This window comes from Pseudomonas sp. NFACC45 (assembly GCF_900113505.1).
Lineage (GTDB): Bacteria > Pseudomonadota > Gammaproteobacteria > Pseudomonadales > Pseudomonadaceae > Aquipseudomonas > Aquipseudomonas tehranensis.
The window spans coordinates 200,753-222,397 of the sequence record NZ_FOPO01000012.1 but is presented as its reverse complement, the minus strand read 5'-3'; the positions used below and the strand labels follow the sequence as shown (position 1 = coordinate 222,397).

Genomic DNA, 21,645 nt, shown 5'->3' with positions numbered 1-21,645 from the left:
TCAAGGGCGATCAACATGCGTAACGACACCCGAGTACTGTTCAACGCCTACCTGCAGCAACTGGCGCAACTGCATGGAGTGGCTGACGTCACCACCAAATTCACCGCAGACCCGAGCGTTGCTCAGACGCTAGAAACCCGAAAATTCAAGGATTTCCAAGCGCGCATTCGCGACGCCATCATCAAGGCTCAGGCCCTCAACCGAATCATGATCGGTTGGAACGGTATCAGCCGCGCCGCGACATCCAATCCAACCATCAACAAACTGCTCCAAGACGTGAACATCGGCTGGCTGCAAAAGATGCGCGAGGAAAACCCTGCCCGGGTCATGACCGAAGTGAAAGACGGCAGCGGTAAAATCGAAATCGGCGCCAACAAGGACTTCGAAAACATCGACGCTCTGGTCGTCAGCATGGTCAACGAGTTCATCGAACCCTGGTATCAGGAAGACACCGAGCTAGTCGTAATTTGTGGTCGCCAACTGCTGGCCGACAAATACTTCCCCATCATCAACACAGTGCAGACACCGACTGAAATGTTGGCCGCCGACATCGTTACCAGTCAGAAGCGCCTCGGCAACCTGCCGGCGGTGCGAGTGCCACACTTCCCGGCCAGCGGCCTGATGGTCACTCGCCTCGACAACCTGTCGCTGTACTGGCAGGAAGGCACGCGCCGCCGCACCGTCGTCGACAACGCCAAGCGCGACCGCATCGAAAACTTCGAGTCGGTCAACGAAAGCTATGTCATCGAAGACCTGGGCTGCGCCGCCCTGGCCGAAAACATCACCCTGAGCTGAGGCGGCCACCATGACCAACCCCTGCCGCCATCACTTTGAACGCGTCACCGCCGCTGTTGAAGCGGCGGCCACAGACCCCACCCAAACCATGGCCGGTGCCACGGCTTACGAGCATCAGTTAAATCAGCTACTGCAAGACCGCCTGCGCCTGAAACAAGTCCAGTCCAACCAGGGCAAGGCCGAACTCAAGCGCCAACTACTGCCGTGCTACGAATCTTACGTGCAAGGTATGCTGGAAGGTGGCAAGGGCGCTCAGGACGAAGTGATGACCACTGTCATGGTCTGGCGCTTCGATGCCGGCGACTTCACCGGTGGGCTCGATATCGCGACCTACGTGCTGAAGTACAGGATGGTCATGCCGGACCGCTTCGCCCGTACCGTGGGTTGCTTGGCCGCCGAGGAAGTCGCAACCGCGGCGTTCAAGGCCCAAAAGATCGGCGAACCGTTCGACCTGGCCATCCTGCATCGCACCGCCGAACTCACCGACGCCGAAGACATGCCCGACCAGGCCCGCGCCAAGCTGTTTCTCGCCATGGGCCGCGCCACGCTGGAAGGCATCACCGAAGAGGCCCCAGGCCAACCCGACCAACTTCAAGCCGGTGTGGATCTGCTGAAAAAAGCCATCGCCCTGCACGACGCCTGTGGTGGCAAGAAAGATCTGGAGCGGGCCGAACGCCTGCTCAGAAAATTTGCCGGCCCTGCCGGCTAACCGAGCGTCCCCACGCACCCCGCCGGCTCGGGGCGGATCGGTAAGGCGACATACCTAAACGTGAAGCCCCGACCACTGGCGACCTTTTTTGAGTGCTGTTCCATGAGCGGATTTCCAGGGTCCATCAGGACGGGTTGCGTGATCGCGCAGAGCGCGGTGCTATAAACGTGAAGTACTGTCGGCGCCAGTTGCTCGGCCTCACTGATTCTGATTTCGATCTCATCAGAGAGAGCTTACGCAAACACCTCCGTCTATAATTCCAGACTTTGAGGACCAGATAGTCTGCATTCAACTATTTCGCATAGGAAATAAATGAAAGACATTCGAGAAGAATACCTACGTAAAACGATTGAAAAAAACCGTCGATTGAAAAAGATGACCCTGAAGCCTTAGAAGGATTGAAAAGAGGTCTCAAAGCTTTGCCAGACAAAATGGTTACAGATCTTTTCTATATGGCACACGGATTTTCGGATATTACCGACCTTGACTTTATGGTTATTCGCGCAGACATCCTTGTTGACAGGGCGAGGCGAGATTTGGCCGAAACGATTGCCTTTAAGCCTATCCCTGAACAAATGGGATCTAGCGCAGTGCGAAATTTTGTAAACCTAATGACATATGAAGATCTACCTCTACTTAAAGCAGCCAAACATTTAAGTGATGCTCGCAATATTATTGCACACAAACTCCACGGCAATTATGACAATCACCTAAAACAGTTTTATAAAGCATTAGAGGTTCATCAAACCGAGGATCCCGACTTTTTCAACGCAGCCGTGATAATCATGCTAACAATGATTTCAAACGAACGCGACAGCTGGGAAGAAAGAAAACAAAACCGCTCATAAAGCAATTATATTTCAATCTTTTCGGTATATCACCAAACTAATCCATGGCGCCAATGCGCCATGGCGAGTTTGAATCCCTACTACATCATGGATTTGTAACATAACCAACTTGTAAGGGCATACCATTCGGATACCTACCCCATATCCTTCCTTGACTATCAACACCATAACTAACGTACCCCGTAGCATACATCCACACAAAATCAGGCATTGTCGGTGGTGTTTTACGCCCCACAGGCACAACTTGATTTTGTGGAGTTATCGCAACTATGTCATTGGTAGAGGTAACATAGTAAGAGTAAGGATCTTGTGGGAAAACAGCCCTGAGCACATAGGCTGGAGTTGTAGGCTGAGTTGGAGATGGACCGGTGCTTGGCGATGTCGGCACCGGCTGTGGGGTAGGTGTGCTATTTGGCACCGTATCGCTGGGCTTGTTTGTGTTCAAATCACGTGCAGCCATCCAGCCATTTGCAATCGCAGCAAGTCTAGCCTGCTTGGCCGGATGGGTCGGGCTCCCCTGCTCAGAGCCAATCGCTCTCATAGCTGTTTGCGCATTGTCTAAAGACGCCCCCATTCTCTGGAGAATAAAGCCAGAATACTTATCAGCCTCTAACTCAATTTCCGGCCTGCTGCCACCGGCTTGGAGAGTATGGCCTTGAAGATGGTGACCAATTTCGTGTGCCAAAATGCTTATTTTTACCCAGTCGTTTTTGGTAGCGTCTTGGATTCCCTCCATAAAGGTCTGATTATAGAGAATCATCCGCTGAGGTCCCTGGATGACAGCAGCCGCATTCGGCACGTTTGCGGCTTTGATAACAAAATTCGGTTCTAAACCAGCGTATGACATCACCTTTCCTAGGGCTTTGGTTGCTTCGTTGTCTGAGGCGAAACCATAAACGTCCTCGGCATAGGCTGTTCCCTCATAATTACAAGATTGCTCCATGTCAATTCGATCTATTGCAGAAGCCGAAGACATGGAGCCTAGAGCTACCACGAGCGCTATTAATTTCCCGTTCATTTGGCTTAACCTCCATTCTTGGCTGGAAATACAATGATGCTAGTCGGTAAATATCACTTTGCCAGCCCTCAACTCAATCGATAATAAATATCATCCCCGACTGGTCGCCACCTCACGGGACGCCCATCGCGCGCGCAACCTGAAGCCATTCAACAAACAGCCCAATGGCGGCGAATCAAGACTCCCTTGGTTGGGCCCATCCCAGTTGCCGGGAAACGTGTCGTGGTTAAGGATACGATCGTCAACCAACACTCAACACGAGGCGTCGCTGTATCAGGGCTTCAATAGATCGCTTCAGGCGAATGAATGCTCTAGTCTAATTTTAATGCTAAGGATTGTATAAAAATGAACAGAAGCAGAAGTTATCGGCTCGCCACACTAATGACAACGGCAATTTTATTCATGTTCGTCATTTCACCACTAATCGGTTTTTTTGAACATCAAAGACTGGCTTTAAATCTAGCGATGCTAGGCACATTTGTCTGCTTCATTATTTTGCTAGAAATGAGACAAGACCGGGTATTAAAAGGGGTATTTCTTATCGGGTTTGGTGTTCTATACCAACTTGTCTACCCTAAATACCTTTTTGCCTTTGTAGATAAAACCCACACCCCACAAGATGCTCTTGAGCATTTCGAGGTAATTGGTCAGGTGATGCTACTAGCTTGCTCTGGCGCTGGCGGCAGCATCATTGCCTTGCATGCTGATAAATCCTCAAGCGATAACGAATCCACCCTCGATCACACGCCGACGATAAACACCAACTTAGAAAAAGCAATATTAGACAACACGACACGCATCGAACAAGTAACCAAAACGACAACACAAATAACAAAAAGCATCAACATAATAATTATAGTAACTACTTTCAACCTTGTCGCAACGATGGTACTATTGGCCTTAGCCATATTGAAATGACCGTATTGCTGAGCAAGTGACGCCAAATTCGGCGCCACTCTGAACACTAAGATCCATTCATGTCCAGCTGGCTGGCAAGCCGTTCGGAACAATTTTAATCGAATAGCTTCCTCCCATTTTTTCTTTGGAGTCACCCTCAATAATTAATGAGTTATCGGCAGGATCAAAAGCGTAAGATTGGAACCTATGAGATAGCTCTAGGTGATGAGTCTCTGCTGACAGCTCATCACCTTCCATAATATTAACCGTCCCGTCTTTATTTCCATTTCTAATAATATGCACAGCGTTTACGCTATGTTCTTGCCCGCGCCTCGCAGATTGGTAAATAACATTTGCAGAAAAAAACAGGTGACCCGCGCCTTGAACTTTAAAATTACTGGCACCGTCCCACGCTTCTCTTAACTCTGTAACAGCCATCAACCCTTTCATTTTCCATCCTTACAATCGGCACGACGCCACTTACGTTTGAACGCGAATTAGAAGTCTAATTTCAGCGCCTGTAAAGACTATCGATACAAGCTCTTCTAGATGAAAGCCTGATCGTGGAACGTCAACATGCCATGAACAACCTACTCACCCTCACCCGCCTAATCGAAAACCTCATCCGCTACGGCACCATCGCCTCCGTCCAGATGATGCCTCCACGTGATTGAGTACGACAGCACTATCCACCACCTCAAAGCCACCCTCACCGATGGCGGCAGCACCACTCTGATCAGCCCCGGCGGCATCAACCTGATCGGCGACATCACGCACAAGGGCGATTACACCCAAACCGGCAACCAGACAGTCACCGGAAAGGTCACCGTCTCGGAGGACGTGGTGGCCGCCGGCATCAGCCTGGTAAACCACCCTCACAGCGGCGTCACGCCTGGCAGCGGCATGACGGGGAACCCCGTATGAACCGATATACCGGCTCGCCCCTTACCACTGAAGAAAGCATCGCCCAATCAATGAGCGACATCCTCAGCACGCGCCTCGGTACCCGGGTCATGCGCCGGGAATACGGCAGCCTGTTAGGAGGCTTTGATGTCGGATTTGAAAACACGGGATACCGCAGCTCCTGGCAAGTTGAACTCAACCCCGTCAACCGGGCTGTGCTTGCCGATCAATTTTCCCATGCGCGCCAGTTCGAAGACGTGCGCCAGTGCGGCGCCCATAACCTCTCTCCTGTCGATGTCTCAGCGAGCAGGTTAACGACGACTTTGAGGCAGTCATCCGGGCCCTTGCGGACTGCGGGTATGTGGGATTTTGACGAGTGCTTAATGCTCAATATTTCGGAGTCCCCCAGCAACGTCGTCGAATATTCCTGGTCGCAGGTTATCGACGCTTGCCCCCCTTCGAGTTCCTGGCTGACGCCGCGCCAGTGGACGCAATACCTCCAGCGTCTCTCGATCCAATGGCCACGCCCCGCGGATACCTGGGCTGCCAATACTCTATTGGCAAACAAAGCCGGATCCCAGTTCGCTTTGGGCTGTACCACTTTCGTCGCTCACCCGAACGGATGGGATCAGATGGCTGAGCGACAGCGAGCGGCTGAGGATGATGGGTTCTGCCTCGGACTGGATGCGGCCAACCTTGCGGAGGCTTTCAGTGCCGGAAACGCCGTTGTTACGCAGGTGGCGGAGTGGGTTGGGCGGATCTTGAACCATCCATAGGCAAGACAGAAGATGTAGCTACAAGCTACACGCGTATATACATTAGCTACACAGCCAGGATAGAATCATCCCAAGGCTACCCTCATGGCCTGAACCTCAACGATCCACTTCACGACCGGAAGGATTCCACGATGAAAATTACAACTTCACCAACCCTACCCTAGTCATAAGGAGAGCGAGGCACTTCCTCAAACCAGCTCATAGGTGAAACATGACAGTAACAATTGAAAGCATTGAAAGATCCAAACCCGTTCCTATCAACATGAGAGCGGACGAAAAAAAACGGAACCTGATCGATCTGGCAGCTGCTATGTCCGGTCGTGATCGAACCAGCTTTATCCTGGAAGCTGCTTGTCAGAAAGCAGAGGAAGTCATTCTGGATAAGCGTCTGTTCCTTCTCGACGACGTTGCATTTGACGCATTTGAACAGGCAATGGAAGCCAACCCGATTCGAGGTAACGAGTGCCTACATCAACTTCTCGAAAGGCCCAAACGGTGGAGCTGAGAGCTCCCGAAAAGCTGAACGACGAACACATCCTGGATGAATTCGATTCGGGCGTGACGTCGATCAACGATTACCTTCAAAGGCAAGCCCGCAAAGCTCAGGCGGCAAAACAGGCCGTGGTCTATGTGGTCTGCCGCAAGGATACGCCTGTCGTGATGGGGTACTACACCCTATCCAGCGGATCGATCGCCCGGGAAAACGTTGTCCCCAAGAGTCATCAACGCAACTCGCCAAGCGTGCATCCCGTGACACTGTTGGGCCGGATGGGGATCACTTTGGCGGCTCAAGGCCAAGGCTTTGCGATTGACCTGCTGCAGGATGCAATCGAGCGGGCGATCACGGCGTCTGCCACTATTGGTTCTACCGCCATGATCGTGCATCCGCTTAATGAGCGGCTATCAGACTTCTATGCCAAATATGCTGGGTTTATACCGTGCCCTGGGCTTTCGCCTATCACGTTAATGCTGCCGCTCCGGTAATACGTCGGTCCCGCACGGATGAACTGCAGGGATACCTAGGACTAGGGTGTGGTCATTGCGACCACAGCCCCTTTGCAGGCTCTACCTGAAACTTCTTAACTCTCTGCACAGCTTATCCGGCGGCCGCCTCATGGCAGCCAGGACGAGTGCTGCTGGTGCTTTGATACTGGGTCGTCACTCCGACGATTGGGGCATTTACTCTCGCGTCTAAGCCATAAATGCCAGCACGGGAATAATTTCCTGTGGGACACGGCCCGTCAGCACGAGTAAGCGCCGCCAACCCCCATAGGACGGCGCCTTGCTGCCATCTTTGAAAGCCCTCACCCGACGATCCGATGACAGCCCCAACAGCGTCGCCAACTTGGCATCCGTGTTGTAGGCCGGAAAATGCATCTGAAAATGCCGGAAATATGCGCCGATCAGATCCCGGTGCGGTGGCTCCCACCCCTCCCGCTCGGTCAGCAAATGGGTACGCGGGTACTGGTTTTCGTCTACCTCGGTTTGCCCTGGCAGTTTCGGTGCCTTCAGGTTGGCTTGGAGCTGCGCAACGCCCGCCTTCGTCGCCACCTCGAACTCTTTAACACGGAGCCCGAAAACGAACGCAATACGGAAAGGCCCGTCAATGGGCCCTTCCTCGATACGTTGCAAAGGGGAAGCACATGACACAAGGAGTAGAGGCTCGAGGCAATTCCATACGAGTCTATTTTCGTTTTAATGGGAAGCGGTACAGGGAGCTTATACCGGGCGGAAACACGGCAGCCACCCGGGAGCAAGCGCAGCGCCTGGTGAATATCATCGAATACGAGATCCAGGCCGGCACCTTCAACTACAGCCGGCATTTCCCTAACTCAGCCAACCTGGTTGAGAACACCTTCGGTCACTACCTAGATCTGTGGCTGAAGATCAAAAGCAACAGCGTTGCCGCTACGTCTTATCGCGGCTATGCCAATAAGGCCTAGGTACATGTCCGGCCGCGCTGGGGCAAGGTGCAGATCGATCAAATTGATCATTTGGATTTGCAGGAATGGGTGCAGGACACGCTGTCGACGCGGCTGAAGAATAAGACCATTCGGGACATCATCAGCAATGTGCGACAGCTCTTTAGGCTTTACCGGACTCGCAAGAAGGTTGCACATGATCCGACTGAGGGGGCTGTTTGTGCGCCTGCCGGATCCTGAAGCACCGGACCCATTCACCAGGGCGGAGATCAAGCAGATCCTTGAGACGCCGACGCATCGCGTGCAAGAACTGTTGATGATTCAGTTCATGATTTGGGCGGGGCCGCGGGTATCGGAAACGATTGCGTTGGCTTGGGAGGACGTCGATTTGCAGCATGGGACGGTGACGTTTCGCCGCTCCAAGGTGCGTGGCGCTTATCGAGTAACGAAAACCCGGCGCTCGACTCGGAAGGTGCGGCTTCTGGAGCCAGCGTGAGATGCGCTACGCAAGATCGATGCGATGAATCCGGCTAAGAAAGCGCAGACGGTCGATATCGTTGAGCGGGACAATAAGACAGTACGACAGCATAAGTTGCACTTTGTGTTTCTGAACACCAAAAGCGGTCTGCCGCACGTGAGTGACTTCGTTGTGCGAGATCGTTTCTTCAAAGCTCACTTGAACGCGGCCGAGGTTCGCTATCGCGGGCCTGGTCAATGCCGACACACGTACGCTAGTCAGCTTCTGACAACAGGTATTGCCTCAATCGATTGGATCGCCGAGCAGATGGGACATACCAACGGAAACATGATCCGTCAGCATTACGGGATATGGATCAACGAGGATGGACCCGACGTGGTGGGGATGTTGCAACTCGCATTGAAAATTTAGTCCTGTAGACTCTACATCTATAATCGAAGTTCAATGTCCGAAACAATCATTCACCCGAGCTAGCGGGCTGAGTGTAGGGAACTTCCCCATACCTTAGCCCGCGCACCCGCACTTATACATCTAACAATTTTCTAAACTCTTCGCAACTCAATGCATTTGAAATAGTCAATATCTTATTGGGATCTTCTTTTAATTCCACCTGCGCGAAATTTTTAACTTTACCCAACAACTCTTTACCAGGAGTGAGTTGCTCACCGTATTGACCATACCATTCATCAACGAGCTTATTTACAACCGCTATGTCTTGCTGACCCGCTCTATTCAAACTTAGATCTTTACGATATCTTAAGATAAAATTCGAAAGCTTTCGCTTAGTTTCACCTTCAAGCTCAGCTATAAATTGTTTATATTTTTCTTCTGCCCTCTCCAATGAAACCCCATATACTTCATGCATATGTAATGGCGTACAAAAATACGACTCAATCTCCTGAAACTTGGTCATGAAAAAAATCAGATCATTTTTTTGACAGTCATCAATTAATTTTAACAGATCTCTATCGCCGTCTACCCTTTGATCTCGATCAATATGTACAATTACTTTCACTACCGGAATCTGCTTCCGAACAAAACCTTGAAGTATTTTTGCAAAATCTACTTTCGTACAGCCTTCATATGAATGCAGTACAAATTCATCCTCAATCAAACCGTTAGCAAGTAAAAACTTTCTCAGAAAATCTTTTTTCTCATCGATGTCATCGACTTTATCCTCTGTCACGACAATGTACTTTAAGGCCTTCTTCGAAAACAGATAGTCTGCATCTGCCGCGCCGATATCCAATAAGATCTTGCTACCTTTGACATCTTGAAAAACAGTACCATCCTGAAAATGAACGACATTTGCTTTATCTTCTAAAGCGTCCAATATGTATCTTGAGTGAGTTGAAAAAACAACCCTTAAATCGGGATTATCATTAGCACGTCTAGAAAGCTCTTTGGCTAGTAGCTTTTGTTTGGTGGGATGTATATGAGAATCCGGTTCATCCAGCAAAATTACCCTGGGGTTGAAATATTCTATATATGCAAAGATTTGAATTACCTGAAGCAGTCCAGTACCGACAGAATCCAAAGGCAATTCAAGATTGCCGTCAAATACAAAAACATGAATAAATTCTGATTTATGCTCATCAAACTTCGCAAGAACATCAATATTGGGATAAATACAATTCACCGAACCCTTGAACGAACTCCATCTTTCCGCCTCCTTACTTATGGAATATAAAATATTTCGCAGGTAATTATTACTATCACCGCGAGTAGCAGATTTCTTAACCGTAATAGCTACTTCGTATTTTTCTTGCGTAGGAACGCCAGCAATTCCTGGCACATATACACAATAAGGCTTCTCGATATCGCTTAGCTTTTCTCCCAAATCTCGCCCACTCAGGCTCGTTGTAAAACCACCATTTTTTCCTTTTGATATTTTTAACGTTGAAGTCTTACCATCGGAAAGTATGAACTCAATCCAGCTCCTAGCTTGCTTTGTTCGAGACCCCGTCAGTCGCTTCCCATGATAAAGATACTCAATATTATTGGTTGGAGTATAAAGATACTCGCTTGAGTCTAACGAGAGAGTTTTGATGCCTTTCCCCCACACCCCACCTTTAAGACTTAAAGTCTGACAACCCGAAATAGCGAATTGAATCCCTTGTATAAAGCTGCTTTTCCCAGAGTTATTTGCACCAATGAAAATATTTAGCGACGCCAAAGTGACAGCCACATCATCAATCTTTTTAAATTTCTTAATCCGAATATCCATATAATCTCAGCTCTGCACTGTTTTGTTAAATTGGCTGCGCGCCTATCTTAACCGCACTCAATATATTATTTACCTAAACAGGCCTGTCGGTAGTCCCGACACCGAGATCGGCTAGCCTGTTTAGGGAAAGCGCAATTATTGATGACGCGAAGGCCGAATACTCAGCTCAAGCTCATGGGCGACCTTTTCTTCAGGAGTGAGGGCCTTCGTGGACAACACAGCGCTAGTCACCTCACTGCTCACCTTCGTACCACAATTAGGGCAGTCAATGCTTTCACGCTCCTTACCTCCAGGAAACGTGCCACTCAGGTAAACGACTTTGAACAGCTCAGTACAGCTCGGACAGGCATATACAGTCATGGCAACCCCCTCTAGGTGATGGCCAATTGTATGCACACCTAGACAGGAATTGGGATGCTGCTTTTGGGTTGAAAACCATCAACTGTCCCATATCGCCCTTTTTCCAGACGCCAAAAACCACAAACCCCCGACTTTCTCTAGGAAAATCAGGGGTTTGTGTTCTCAGAATGTGGCGGTGAAGGAGAGATTCGAACTCTCGATACAGTTTCCTGTATACACACTTTCCAGGCGTGCTCCTTAAGCCACTCGGACACTTCACCGTGTCTCGGCAAACTGTTCAGTCTGTCGAGGCGCGCTAATGTAGTCGAAAGCTTTTCCGATGGCAAAGGTTTTTTTCAGAATTTTCATGCGGTTAAGGTGATCGGGCATTTCAAACGCGGCGGAGCATGGCAAACCGGCCAATCTTCGGGTTTGTGCGCGCAGTGTTCTATGGAGCAAGGCGCGGGCGATGGGGCGGCCAGACGGTTTATGGGGGCTGGGGGCTGACCGGTGAGTCAGTCACGGCGCTTTACCTGGCCTGCGGCGGTGGGTAACGTCTGCGTCACTTCTCTTACAAGGAATAGCGCCATGAGCGACCTGATTGCCTACCATCTCGAAGACGGTATCGCGACCCTGACCTTGAACAACGGCAAGGTCAATGCCATCTCGCCGGATGTGATCGCCGCGTTCAACACTGCGCTGGATCAGGCTGTGGCGGATCGGGCGGTGGTGATCATTACCGGGCAACCGGGGATTTTGTCCGGTGGTTACGATTTGAAGGTGATGACCGCCGGTCCCAAGGAAGCGGTGAGTTTGGTCACGGCCGGCTCGACCCTGGCCCGTCGCCTGTTGTCGCATCCCTTCCCTGTTGTTGTCGCGTGCCCTGGGCATGCAGTGGCCAAGGGTGCGTTCCTGCTGCTGTCGGCGGATTACCGCATCGGTGTCGATGGACCGTTCAGCATTGGCCTGAACGAGGTACAGATCGGCATGACCATGCACCACGCCGGTATCGAGCTGGCCCGTGATCGCCTGCGCAAATCCGCGTTTCATCGCTCGGTGATCAATGGCGAGATGTTCAACCCGCAGAGCGCTGTGGATGCCGGCTTCCTCGACAAGGTGGTGTCGACCGATGAACTGCAAGGTGCGGCGCTGGAGGCGGCGCGTCAGTTGAAAAAAATCAACATGACCGCCCACAAGAACACCAAGCTGAAAGTGCGCAAGGCCCTGCTGGAGACGCTGGACAGTGCAATCCTGCTGGATCAGGAGCACATGGGTTAACCCTCCGCAGAACAAAACGAAAAGCCCGACTTCAGCGTCGGGCTTTTTCTTACGCGCGTCGTTTAAAAAACGACAACCGCTCTAGCCTGCTTCTGACACGCCAATCGGAAACATGCGCTCAAACATCGCCCATCTCCTACCTCTATAGCGGCAATTGCCGAAAATAGTGCACATCCGTACACTGCGCCACCTTTTGTCCCGATGGGGCCTGTAGATGCTCTTTGTATTGCGTATGTTGTTGATGGGTCTGCATTTTGTGCTGGCGGGTGTGCTCGGGGTGATCCTGGGGCTGTGTCGGCCGTTCAATCCAGACAACAGCCGTTTATGCGCCAGGCTGTATGCGTGGCCCGCCATGTGCATTTTGCGTCTGCGGGTGAAGGCCGAGGTCGACACGCTGGTAAACAAGTCCCAGAGCTGCGTGATCATTGCCAACCACCAATCCAACTATGACCTGTTCGTGTTCGGCAACGTGGTGCCCTACCGCACCGTGTGCATCGGTAAGAAAAGCCTGAAGTGGGTGCCGTTGTTCGGGCAATTGTTCTGGCTGGCGGGCAATGTGCTGATCGACCGAGGGAACGCGATCAAGGCGCGCCAGTCGATGTTGACCACTACTCATACGTTGCAGCATGAGGACACATCGATCTGGGTGTTCCCGGAGGGCACGCGCAATCTCGGCGAGGATCTGCTGCCCTTCAAGAAAGGTGCTTTCCAGATGGCGATCGCCGCCGGGGTGCCGATTATTCCAGTGTGCGTCAGCAGTTACATCAAGCACATGCGCCTCAATCGCTGGCGCAGCGGTGACATTCTCATACGCTCGCTGCCAGCGATTCCTACAGCAGGATTGAGCCTGGATGACATGCCCCGGCTCATCGCCCAATGCCGTGAGCAAATGCGCGAGTGCATCGCGGCGATGGACCGGCAGGTGCAGGCTGTTTGACGACTCAGTTAAAACAATAGCCAGCCGGGCACAGAAGCCCGATCGACTCTGTTACCTGCATGGCATTTGACTCTACCGGCGAACTCGGCGGATTTTGCTGACTCTCAAGCAGCAAGGCACACTAAGCTACTGATTGCCTGCCACTGCCATTTTCCAAGAAGAAGTGAACCACCATCATGGGTAGAGTCGTTGCTGCTGCGGTTTACAGCGCCGGTAAGAAAGTCACCAACATCACCCTCGACGAAGGCAGCGCCTGGGCAGCCAAACCAGGTCATTTTGTGTGGATCGGCCTTGAAGAGCCCAGCACCCAGGAGCTGACCAATCTGCAGCGCCAATTCAACCTGCATGAGTTGGCGATTGAAGACGCGATGGAAAAGCACAGCCGCCCCAAGCTGGAGACCTTTGGCGATGCGCTGTTTATCGTCACGTATTCGCCGGTGCGCAGGGATGGCAAGCTGCAGTTCATCGAGACGCATATCTTCGCCGGCAACGGCTACATCATCACCGCCCGCAATGGCCACTCGGCGTCCTACGCCCACGTGCGACAGCGCTGCGAGGCGCGGCCCATTCTGCTGGAGCACGGGGAAGACTTCGTTCTCTATGCCATCCTGGATTTCGTCATTGAAAACTACCAGCCGGTGGGTGAAGCCATCCATGCCGAGATCGATGAGCTGGAGCGCAACGTACTGTGCAGTGCCCTGAACGAGCGGGATATTCAGAACTTGCACAGCTTGCGCCGTGACGTATTACGCCTGCGTCGTTATGCAGCACCGATGGTGGAAATCAGCGAAGAATTGCAAAGACTGGACTTTCCCTTCATCGACAAAAACATGAGTCCGTATTTCCGCGATGTGCAGATTCATGTCACGCGGCAAATGGAAGACCTGGCGACGTTGGCGGACATCGCCAGCCAGACCATTGAAATCGGCGTGCTGCTCGAAGCGTCGCGCCAGAGCGTGGTGCAGCGCAAGTTCGCCGCATGGGCGGCGATCCTGGCGTTCCCCACGGCGGTCGCCGGCATCTATGGGATGAACTTCGAGAACATGCCGGAATTGACCTGGCACTACGGGTATTTTCTAGTGCTGGGATTTATTGCGGTGGGCTGTACCGCGTTGTGGGGGAGCTTCAAGCGATCGGGGTGGTTGTAGACGGCTTGTATGCCGTTGAGGCTGGGGTGACATTCATCGCGAGCAGGCTCGTTCCCACACTTGATCGTCTGCCTATCAAGCATGGGAGGCGATGGTGTTTTAGTCTTGGGCCGCTGCGGTCTCAGGCTTGTGCGCGACGAAACGCATCATCCATTCAGCCACTGTCGTGCCGTGATGCGCCTGTTCAAGACTGGCCATGCCTTGGCTGTAGATCTGCTCGCCCAGGTGTTGCTGGCGAATCTCCAGCAGCGCCCGGGAATAATCGTGGATGAATTCCGGGTGGCCCTGGAAGCACAGCACCTGATCGTTGATGTGGTAGGCCGCGAACGGGCAAAAATCGCTGGACGCGATGACCGTGGCGTTTTCCGGCAGTTCGGTGACCTGATCCTGATGACTGATCAGCAGGGTCAGCTCTTCCATCACCGGGCTCATCCATGGCGCCTTGGCCGCGAGCTTGTAACGGTGGGTGCCCACCCCCCAGCCCTGAGTGGCGCGCTCGGCCTTGCCGCCTAGCAACAGCGCCAGCAGTTGATGACCGAAGCACACGCCCAGCAACTTGTCGCCGCGCTGGTAGCGCTCCAGCAGGAAGGTCTTGAGGGTTTCAATCCAGGGATCGGTGCCGAAGGAATCGGCTTTGCTGCCGGTCACCAAGTAAGCGTCGAACGCCTCATCGTCGTTGGGGTATTGCCCCTGCATCACGTTATACACAATGAACTGAGCCGCGACGGGCTGTTGTGAAAACAGGCGCTGGAACATCTGCCCGTAACCCTGATATTGGTCGATCAGTTCCGGACGCAGGATATCGGTTTCCAAAATGCAGATGCGCAACGACATAAAAAATACCTGACACGATGATGGGAATATTGCACACCCTGAGCGTGCCTTGAAACACCGTCCCAAGGCAAGCCCCTTCCCCTGCCAGTCAGAACCGTTCTTGCCGGGCGGCTTTCTCCAGTAACAAGGCCGGCGGTGAAAAACGCTCGCCATACTGCTCGGCCAGGTACTGAGCGCGGGCGACAAAATCCAGCAGGCCGTACTGGTTGATGAACTGCAAGGCTCCGCCAGTCCAGGCGGCGAAACCGATACCGAAAATCGAACCGACGTTGGCGTCCGCCGTGGAGGTGAGCACGCCCTCCTCCACGCAGCGCACGGTTTCCAGGGCCTGGATGAACAGCAGGCGATCGCGGATGTCCTGTGGCGAAATCTGCCCGTCAGCTTTCTCGAAACGATTCTTGAGCTCCGGCCACAGGTGTTTCTGCCCGTCAGCCGGATATTCATAGAAACCGGCCCCGGCTGCTTTGCCTGGCCGCTTGTATTCGTTGAGCAGCAAGTCAATCACGGCGAACGCCGGGTGCTCGGTCGGCGTTTTCCCTTCCGCTTGCAGGTCCTTGCCGGTTTGCGCGCGGATATGGCTCATCAGGCTGAGGGACACTTCGTCAGAGATTGCCAGAGGCCCCACTGGCATGCCGGCCTTGCGCGCCTCGGTCTCGATCATCGGCGCGCTCACGCCCTCACCCAGCATGGCGATGCCTTCGTTGGTAAAGGTGCCGAATACCCGGGAAGTGAAGAAGCCTCGACTGTCGTTGACCACAATCGGCGTCTTGTTGATTTGCAGAACGAAATCGAAAGCGCGTGCCAGGGTTTCGTCGCTGGTGCGGGCGCCCTTGATGATTTCCACCAGGGGCATTTTTTCCACCGGGCTGAAGAAATGCAGGCCGATGAACTTCGTCTGATCCGGTACAGCCGTCGCCAGGCCGGTGATGGGCAGGGTCGAGGTGTTGGAGGCGATCACCGCGTCCACCCCAACTACCGCTTGGGCAGCGGCTGTGACACTGGTTTTCAGGGCACGGTCTTCAAACACAGCCTCAATGACCAGATCGCAACCGGCCAGGTCCGCGTCGCTGTCAGTGGTTTGAATCCGCGCCAGCGTGGCTTCGCGCTGCTCGGCGGTGAGCTGCCTGCGGGCGACCTTCTTATCCAGCAGCGCCGCCGCACGGGCCTTGCCCTTCTCGGCGGCGGCAAGGCTGACGTCCTTGAGCACCACCGCAATGCCGGCCATAGCGCTGACGTAGGCGATACCAGCCCCCATCATGCCGGCGCCGAGCACCGCGACTTTTTGCGTCAGATAAGGTGCAAAGCCCTGCGGGCGCGAACCGCCGGCCTTGATTTCGTTGAGCTGGAACCAGAACGTGCCGATCAGGTTCTTGGCCACCTGGCCGGTGGTCAGCTCGGTGAAGTAGCGGGTTTCAATCATGTGGGCGGTGTCGAAATCCACTTGGGCACCTTCCACCGCCGCGCAGAGAATTTTCTCCGGCGCGGGCAGGCAACCCTGGGTCTTGTTGCGCAGGATCGAAGGGGCTATCGCCAGCATCTGCGCGACTTTCGGATGCGACGGTGTGCCACCCGGAATCTGATAGCCCTTCGCGTCCCAAGGCTGGACCACGCTGGGGTTGGCGAGAATCCAGGCCCGGGACTTGTTCAGCAGGTCCTCGCGATCCACCGCCAGCTCATCGATCAGACCGGCCTGCAGCGCCTGTTGCGGGCGTACCTTCTTGCCCTCGAGCAAATACGGCAAGGCTTTCTCCAAGCCAAGCAAGCGCACCATCCGCACCACCCCGCCGCCACCCGGCAACAGGCCCAGGGTGACTTCCGGCAGGCCAATCTGCACCGACGGATGATCCAGCGCCACACGGTGATGGCAGGCCAGGCAGATTTCCCAGCCGCCGCCCAGGGCCGCGCCATTGATCGCAGCCACCACCGGTTTTCCCAGGGTTTCCAGGGCACGCAGTTGCGTCTTGAGCCCGAGAACCATTTCATAGAATGCCTTGGCTTGGGGTTTCTCAACCTTGACCAATTCGTTGAGGTCGCCGCCAGCGAAGAAGGTTTTCTTGGCCGAGGTAATGATCACTCCGGCAATCGAGTCTTTTTCGGCAATCAGCCGGACGACGCAGGCGGCCATGGCCTCGCGATACGTCGCATTCATGGTGTTGGCGCTCTGGCCTGGCATGTCCAGGGTCAGGACGACAATCCGGTCCGGGCCGGTTTCGTAGCGGATGGCATCGCTCATGAAAAGTATTCCTTGAAGTCGGGGCTCAGAGACGTTCAATAACGGTGGCAATGCCCATGCCGCCGCCGACACACAGCGTCGCCAGGCCATAGCGCAGGCGACGCGCCTCCAGCTCATCGAGCAAAGTGCCGAGGATTGCGCAGCCTGTAGCCCCCAAAGGATGCCCCATGGCGATGGAGCCGCCATTGACGTTGACCTTAGCGGGGTCGATGGCCATGTCCTTGATGAACTTGAGCACCACTGAGGCGAACGCTTCGTTGACTTCGAACAGGTCGATGTCCTCCACCCGCAGCCCCGCCTTGACCAGAGCCTTGCGGGTAGCCGGCGCCGGGCCGGTGAGCATGATGGTCGGATCGGTGCTGGTGACCGCCGTGGCGACAATCCGCGCCCGCGGTTGCAGCCCCAGGGCCTGCCCCTTGGCTTCGGAGCCGATCAGCATCAGCGCCGCCCCATCGACGATGCCGGAACTGTTGCCCGGCGTGTGGACATGGTTGATCCGTTCCACATGGCTGTAGACCCGCAGCGCCGTAGCGTCGAAACCCATCTGGCCCATGGCTTCGAAACTCGGCTTGAGCTTGCCCAGGCCCTCCAGGGTCGAGTCAGCACGGATGAATTCGTCGTGATCCAGCAGCACGATGCCATTCTGGTCCCGCACCGCCACCAGGGATTTGTTGAACGAACCGTCGGCCCGGGCCCGGGCGGCCTTTTGCTGGGAGTGCAGCGCGAAAGCATCGACGTCCTCGCGGCTGAAGCCCTCCAGGGTGGCGATCAGGTCGGCACCGATGCCCTGAGGCGTGAAGTGGCCCTGCAGGTTGGATTGGGGGTCGAGCGCCCAAGCGCCGCCGTCGCTGCCCATGGGCACGCGCGACATGGATTCGACACCGCCGGCCACCACCAAGTCCTCGAACCCTGAGCGCACTTTCATGGCCGCCAGATTCACCGCTTCCAGGCCCGAGGCACAGAACCGGTTGAGCTGCACGCCTGCCACGCTGACATCCCAGTCGGCGATCAGCGCGGCGGTCTTGGCGATGTCGGCGCCCTGATCACCGATCGGCGTCACGCAACCGAGCACGATATCGTCTACCTGGCTGGTGTCCAGGCCCATGCGCTGCTGCAGGGCAGTGAGCAGGCCGCCCACCAGGTTCACCGGTTTGACGCTGTGCAAAGCGCCATCGGCCTTGCCCTTGCCACGGGGGGTGCGTAATGCGTCAAAAATCAAAGCTTCGGTCATGACATCCTCAAACCACTGGGACAATGCAATGGCTCCAACCATAAGCCCAGCGGCCCGAGATTCAATGACCGCAGTGCTCAACGACGTTGACGGCCACGCTCAGACGAACGGTAGCCTGCTATCGGGTTAACCGATTCAGGTGAGCAAAGTGTCTAGCAAAAGGGCCTTCACGAAGGTGGCACTAGGCCTCATATCTTTTTAAGAACAGTTGGTGGCTAACTCATACGAATTGGATCTAAGCCAAGGCGGCTGCGGCCCCTAATGTAATCCTTGTACAAGATAGTCGTCGGGTTTTGCCGAGGCGCTTGTCAGACAGGAAGTGCAACGCCAGCCGCCAGGAGATATGCAGGCTGGCCTCAGGAAATAACAAAAAGGCGGGTCAGCCATGTTCAAACATTCGAAAGTTCGTCAAGCCGGACTCATTCTCTTCGCCACGACGCTGCTGTTGATTGTGCCGAATATCACCAAGATGATCGGCTGAATCCTGCGCGCGGGCGCCTGTATCATCGGCAAGCGCTATCGCTTGTATCGTCAAAAAATGTGACAGGTTCGTTGTTCGAGTCGCAGCAGCTGTGCCAACCTTTGCGGCACTCCCTCGACATGGAAGACGACCCTCGTGAAAGCTCTCATTGTGTTCGGCGCGCTGCTGCTCAGCACGCCCTTGTTTGCCGCGCAGCTGGTGCTGGAGCTGGGCACGACTGCTCGCACCTGGCAGACCGCCGAACTGCTCCAGCATCCTGAAGCCCGAACGATTCAGATCGCTGAAGACGTTTCCTACAAAAAGCCGATGAGTTATCGCGCCGTGCCGCTGACCGCGTTGTTGACCGGGGTACGCCCCGACGACCATCTCCAGGCCGTGGCGCTGGACGGATTTGCCGCCGAATTGCCCGCGGCACCGCTACTCAACAGCACCGGTGCTCGAGCCTGGCTGGCGATTGAAGACCCGGCCCAACCCTGGCCCGCGCTGGGTGAAGGCAAGGGCAGCGCCGGGCCCTTCTATCTGGTCTGGACCCACCCCCAGGCAGGTCACATCAGCCCCGAACAATGGCCGTACGCGGTGGCGACCATCAAGCGCCTGTCAGCGGTAGCCGAGCGCTTCCCTGCCCTGTTGCCAGCGCCCGCGGTGACCCAGGGTGATCCGGTCTATAAGGGCTTTGAACTGTTTCAGAAAAACTGCCTGGCCTGCCATCGGCTCAATGGCGCAGGCGACGCGCAGTTTGGCCCGGACCTGAACATCCCTTTCAATCCTACCGAGTACTTTTCCGGGGAGTTCCTCAAGCGCTATATCCGCGACCCACAAAGTCTGCGGCGCTGGCCCCAAGGGAAGATGCCGGGGTTCTCGGCCACGGTGCTGCCGGATTCGGAGCTGGAGCTGCTGGTGGGATATCTCAAGCATATGGCGGGGCGTAAACAGCCGTTGGCCCCATGAGTCAGCGTTGTGGCTGAGGTGACCTTGTGGGAGCACACCCTATGAAAACGGCCGACACATAGGTCAGCCGTTGCTCGGGTTGCGTGAATGAACGATCAGGCGTGCAGGCGCCGTATTTCCTGTTTGACACCCCAACCTTCGATGATGCCACCCAAAGGCTCCACCACGGCCTCGAAGTTTTGTTCGAAGTCTCCAATGTCATCGTAGGTGGCGTACATCACCCGGCTCAACTCCAATGACCAGGCCCCGTCGTCCCGGGCGCTGATCTGTGCATTCAAAGACTCACCCCGAAAATGACCTGCCGCCCTGCGCGCCCGCTCCTCATCCGGGAAAATGGCGTAGAACTCGATGGGATGGAATTGTGAGAAATCGAAACCGCCTTCTTTCATGCGGCGAAGCACACTGGTGCTGATGTCTTCTTGATAGGCTGTGCTCATGAAACGTCCTCCTCAAACCGATGGATAGACTTTCCGTCTTCCCGTGCGGGCAACCCTGTGGATTGCAGCGTTACGGCATCAAATGACCGTCGGGACACAAGCATGTAGCTGACAAGACCGGACCTAAGCGATCCTTTCGCTGATCTCAATTGCAGAGTAGCCGCAAGTCGTGGTCGCTGCCAAGCGGGGCCAGGCAGTGAACTTCATGAAATCGGTGTAATGCTGATGATTTCGATACTGTGCTGGGATTTGAGACTCTTGACCGTAGGGTCTGCGGTGCGCCCTTCCAGGTCATTGAGATCAAGCTTGGCGGGTACTGGAAGCAGCTTTTGGCGAATCAATTGCGCAGCCTGCTCCATGGAGGGCTCCTGATCATAGTCGAACTGCTCGGCGATGGCTTCGCCGTGATCATCAACGAAAGTGATCTCCCACTTTTGCATCGGTGTCTCCTCGATCAATTCAGGGCCTGGCTTACCTCTATCTCGACATTGAGGGTTGAACAATCGTTCCGCTCAGTCGGTGGACGGCAGCCATGAAAAAACCGCCTCATGGGCGGTTTTTTCCTGCAACGCCCGCGATTATTTCTCGGCACGTTCTTTCAAGGCTTTCAACGTATTGAACGGCGCATCCACTACGAACTTGTTGGCCAGCCAGGAAGGAACATCGCCACCCGGTTCGGTGTGGACCTGATAGATCACTTCGATCTGACCGGCGTCCTTGGGCGTGAATTTCCAGAAGCCTTCGACCTGAGTGACCCGTACAAACCCCTTTTTTTCCGGCAGGTAGGTGGGCACGCCTTTGAGGTTGCGGGTCAGGCTGCCATCGGCACCTTTGACGGTGGTCACTTGCAACACCGAGTCCCGCGGGGTAACCGGCCAGGGCGTATTGAACTGGGTATAGGTCCAGCTCTGGTCGCCTTCATGCTTGAGCAGCTCCTGGCTCTCGCATTCGTGAATCCAGGCACAGGCAGCCGAAACATCTTCCTGAAGAGCTTGCAGCTTGGCCATAGTGGTTTTCATGACGGTCACGCCTTGGTAGGCCTTGTACTTGGAACCGGCCACTTCACTGAGGGAAACCTTGATGCCGTCCTCTTCCTTGGCGACTTTCCAGTCTTCTGCCTGGGCGGTAGCCGTTGCCAGCAGCACGGTCAAACCACACAACACAGCCATACGATGCAGCGAACCCATAGTTTTTTTCCTTGTTATC

At 54.5% G+C, this 21,645-nt stretch carries 22 protein-coding genes, 1 tRNA gene and 3 pseudogenes; 15 read left to right on the top strand and 11 right to left on the bottom strand.

The window, feature by feature from the left end; translation table 11 throughout:
* Positions 1-15: 15 nt before the first annotated feature.
* From BM132_RS22355 to BM132_RS22340, 4 genes are all read left to right on the top strand, one after another.
* Entirely contained in the window at positions 16-795 is a 780-nt protein-coding gene (locus BM132_RS22355; protein ID WP_092458793.1) for a phage major capsid protein, P2 family, read from the top strand.
* A gap of 10 nt (positions 796-805) precedes the next feature.
* Positions 806-1,504, top strand: coding sequence for a phage terminase small subunit (gene gpM / locus BM132_RS22350; RefSeq protein ID WP_092458791.1), 699 nt, complete (start codon positions 806-808; stop codon positions 1,502-1,504).
* 92 nt (positions 1,505-1,596) lie between these two features.
* Positions 1,597-1,761, top strand: coding sequence for a phage virion morphogenesis family protein (locus tag BM132_RS22345; protein ID WP_092458789.1), 165 nt, complete (start codon positions 1,597-1,599; stop codon positions 1,759-1,761).
* A gap of 162 nt (positions 1,762-1,923) precedes the next feature.
* Positions 1,924-2,352 carry a hypothetical protein gene (locus tag BM132_RS22340; RefSeq protein ID WP_143092385.1) on the top strand — a complete coding sequence of 143 codons (429 nt, stop codon included), beginning with the start codon at positions 1,924-1,926 and terminating at the stop codon, positions 2,350-2,352.
* Positions 2,353-2,437: 85 nt separating this feature from the next.
* Here the strand turns inward: BM132_RS22340 and BM132_RS28265 are convergent, their stop codons facing one another.
* Entirely contained in the window at positions 2,438-3,370 is a 933-nt protein-coding gene (locus tag BM132_RS28265; RefSeq protein ID WP_143092384.1) for a M48 family metalloprotease, read from the bottom strand.
* A gap of 345 nt (positions 3,371-3,715) precedes the next feature.
* Between BM132_RS28265 and BM132_RS22330 the strand changes: the two genes are divergently transcribed.
* On the top strand, positions 3,716-4,288 hold the full coding sequence (locus BM132_RS22330; protein ID WP_092458783.1) for a hypothetical protein: 573 nt from the start codon (positions 3,716-3,718) through the stop codon (positions 4,286-4,288).
* A gap of 57 nt (positions 4,289-4,345) precedes the next feature.
* Here the strand turns inward: BM132_RS22330 and BM132_RS22325 are convergent, their stop codons facing one another.
* Positions 4,346-4,717 (bottom strand): hypothetical protein, encoded by a 372-nt coding sequence (locus BM132_RS22325; protein ID WP_092458781.1) that lies wholly within the window; start codon positions 4,715-4,717, stop codon positions 4,346-4,348.
* Between the two features lie 216 nt (positions 4,718-4,933).
* Here BM132_RS22325 and BM132_RS22320 point away from each other — a divergent pair.
* The 5 genes and pseudogenes from BM132_RS22320 to BM132_RS22300 all read left to right on the top strand — a co-directional run.
* A pseudogene (locus tag BM132_RS22320) lies at positions 4,934-5,191 on the top strand (phage baseplate assembly protein V); the annotation flags it as partial.
* Positions 5,188-5,307, top strand: a pseudogene (locus tag BM132_RS22315) (baseplate assembly protein); the annotation flags it as partial. The pseudogenes BM132_RS22320 and BM132_RS22315, both read left to right, overlap by 4 nt.
* Positions 5,308-5,546: 239 nt before the next feature.
* On the top strand, positions 5,547-5,810 hold the full coding sequence (locus tag BM132_RS29000; RefSeq protein WP_371264152.1) for a hypothetical protein: 264 nt from the start codon (positions 5,547-5,549) through the stop codon (positions 5,808-5,810).
* A gap of 347 nt (positions 5,811-6,157) precedes the next feature.
* Positions 6,158-6,451: a type II toxin-antitoxin system TacA family antitoxin gene (locus BM132_RS22305; protein WP_092458779.1), complete on the top strand. Its 294-nt coding sequence runs from the start codon at positions 6,158-6,160 to the stop codon at positions 6,449-6,451.
* Positions 6,442-6,930, top strand: coding sequence for a hypothetical protein (locus BM132_RS22300; RefSeq protein WP_092458777.1), 489 nt, complete (start codon positions 6,442-6,444; stop codon positions 6,928-6,930). The genes BM132_RS22305 and BM132_RS22300 overlap by 10 nt, the downstream gene beginning before the upstream one ends.
* A 207-nt stretch (positions 6,931-7,137) precedes the next feature.
* Here BM132_RS22300 and BM132_RS22295 read toward each other — a convergent pair whose 3' ends face one another.
* Positions 7,138-7,536 carry a hypothetical protein gene (locus BM132_RS22295; protein ID WP_092458887.1) on the bottom strand — a complete coding sequence of 133 codons (399 nt, stop codon included), beginning with the start codon at positions 7,534-7,536 and terminating at the stop codon, positions 7,138-7,140.
* 53 nt (positions 7,537-7,589) lie between these two features.
* On the opposite strand from BM132_RS22295, the pseudogene BM132_RS22290 reads away from it, so the two are divergent.
* A pseudogene (locus BM132_RS22290) lies at positions 7,590-8,757 on the top strand (Arm DNA-binding domain-containing protein).
* Positions 8,758-8,869: 112 nt separating this feature from the next.
* Here the strand turns inward: BM132_RS22290 and BM132_RS22285 are convergent.
* Together BM132_RS22285 and BM132_RS22280 are read right to left on the bottom strand one after the other, a co-directional pair.
* Positions 8,870-10,573, bottom strand: a complete 1,704-nt coding sequence (locus BM132_RS22285) for an ATP-dependent nuclease (RefSeq protein WP_092458775.1) — start codon at positions 10,571-10,573, stop codon at positions 8,870-8,872.
* Between the two features lie 530 nt (positions 10,574-11,103).
* A tRNA-Ser gene (locus BM132_RS22280) sits at positions 11,104-11,193 on the bottom strand.
* A 307-nt stretch (positions 11,194-11,500) separates the two neighbouring features.
* Between BM132_RS22280 and BM132_RS22275 the strand changes: the two genes are divergently transcribed.
* From BM132_RS22275 to BM132_RS22265, 3 genes are all read left to right on the top strand, one after another.
* Positions 11,501-12,190 (top strand): crotonase/enoyl-CoA hydratase family protein, encoded by a 690-nt coding sequence (locus BM132_RS22275; protein WP_092458773.1) that lies wholly within the window; start codon positions 11,501-11,503, stop codon positions 12,188-12,190.
* Positions 12,191-12,404: 214 nt separating this feature from the next.
* Positions 12,405-13,127 carry a 1-acylglycerol-3-phosphate O-acyltransferase gene (locus tag BM132_RS22270; RefSeq protein ID WP_092458771.1) on the top strand — a complete coding sequence of 241 codons (723 nt, stop codon included), beginning with the start codon at positions 12,405-12,407 and terminating at the stop codon, positions 13,125-13,127.
* Between the two features lie 176 nt (positions 13,128-13,303).
* A complete protein-coding gene (locus BM132_RS22265) occupies positions 13,304-14,275 on the top strand; it encodes a magnesium and cobalt transport protein CorA (protein WP_092399965.1) in 972 nt (323 codons plus the stop codon).
* Positions 14,276-14,374: 99 nt separating this feature from the next.
* Here the strand turns inward: BM132_RS22265 and BM132_RS22260 are convergent, their stop codons facing one another.
* The 3 genes from BM132_RS22260 to BM132_RS22250 all read right to left on the bottom strand — a co-directional run bounded on the left by BM132_RS22260 (position 14,375) and on the right by BM132_RS22250 (position 18,573).
* A complete protein-coding gene (locus BM132_RS22260; RefSeq protein ID WP_092458769.1) occupies positions 14,375-15,109 on the bottom strand; it encodes an amidotransferase in 735 nt (244 codons plus the stop codon).
* Between the two features lie 88 nt (positions 15,110-15,197).
* The gene (locus tag BM132_RS22255) at positions 15,198-17,342 is read right to left on the bottom strand and encodes a 3-hydroxyacyl-CoA dehydrogenase NAD-binding domain-containing protein (protein ID WP_092458767.1); all 2,145 of its coding nucleotides are present in this window, start codon (positions 17,340-17,342) and stop codon (positions 15,198-15,200) included.
* A 25-nt stretch (positions 17,343-17,367) separates the two neighbouring features.
* On the bottom strand, positions 17,368-18,573 hold the full coding sequence (locus tag BM132_RS22250; RefSeq protein ID WP_092399971.1) for an acetyl-CoA C-acetyltransferase: 1,206 nt from the start codon (positions 18,571-18,573) through the stop codon (positions 17,368-17,370).
* 616 nt (positions 18,574-19,189) lie between these two features.
* Here BM132_RS22250 and BM132_RS22245 point away from each other — a divergent pair.
* Positions 19,190-20,002 carry a c-type cytochrome gene (locus tag BM132_RS22245; RefSeq protein WP_092458765.1) on the top strand — a complete coding sequence of 271 codons (813 nt, stop codon included), beginning with the start codon at positions 19,190-19,192 and terminating at the stop codon, positions 20,000-20,002.
* Between the two features lie 95 nt (positions 20,003-20,097).
* Here the strand turns inward: BM132_RS22245 and BM132_RS22240 are convergent, their stop codons facing one another.
* From BM132_RS22240 to BM132_RS22230, 3 genes are all read right to left on the bottom strand, one after another.
* A complete protein-coding gene (locus tag BM132_RS22240; RefSeq protein ID WP_092458763.1) occupies positions 20,098-20,439 on the bottom strand; it encodes a ribonuclease E inhibitor RraB in 342 nt (113 codons plus the stop codon).
* A gap of 203 nt (positions 20,440-20,642) precedes the next feature.
* Positions 20,643-20,879, bottom strand: a complete 237-nt coding sequence (locus BM132_RS22235; RefSeq protein ID WP_092458761.1) for a hypothetical protein — start codon at positions 20,877-20,879, stop codon at positions 20,643-20,645.
* A 138-nt stretch (positions 20,880-21,017) separates the two neighbouring features.
* Positions 21,018-21,626 (bottom strand): START domain-containing protein, encoded by a 609-nt coding sequence (locus tag BM132_RS22230; protein WP_092399979.1) that lies wholly within the window; start codon positions 21,624-21,626, stop codon positions 21,018-21,020.
* Between the last annotated feature and the right edge of the window lie 19 nt (positions 21,627-21,645).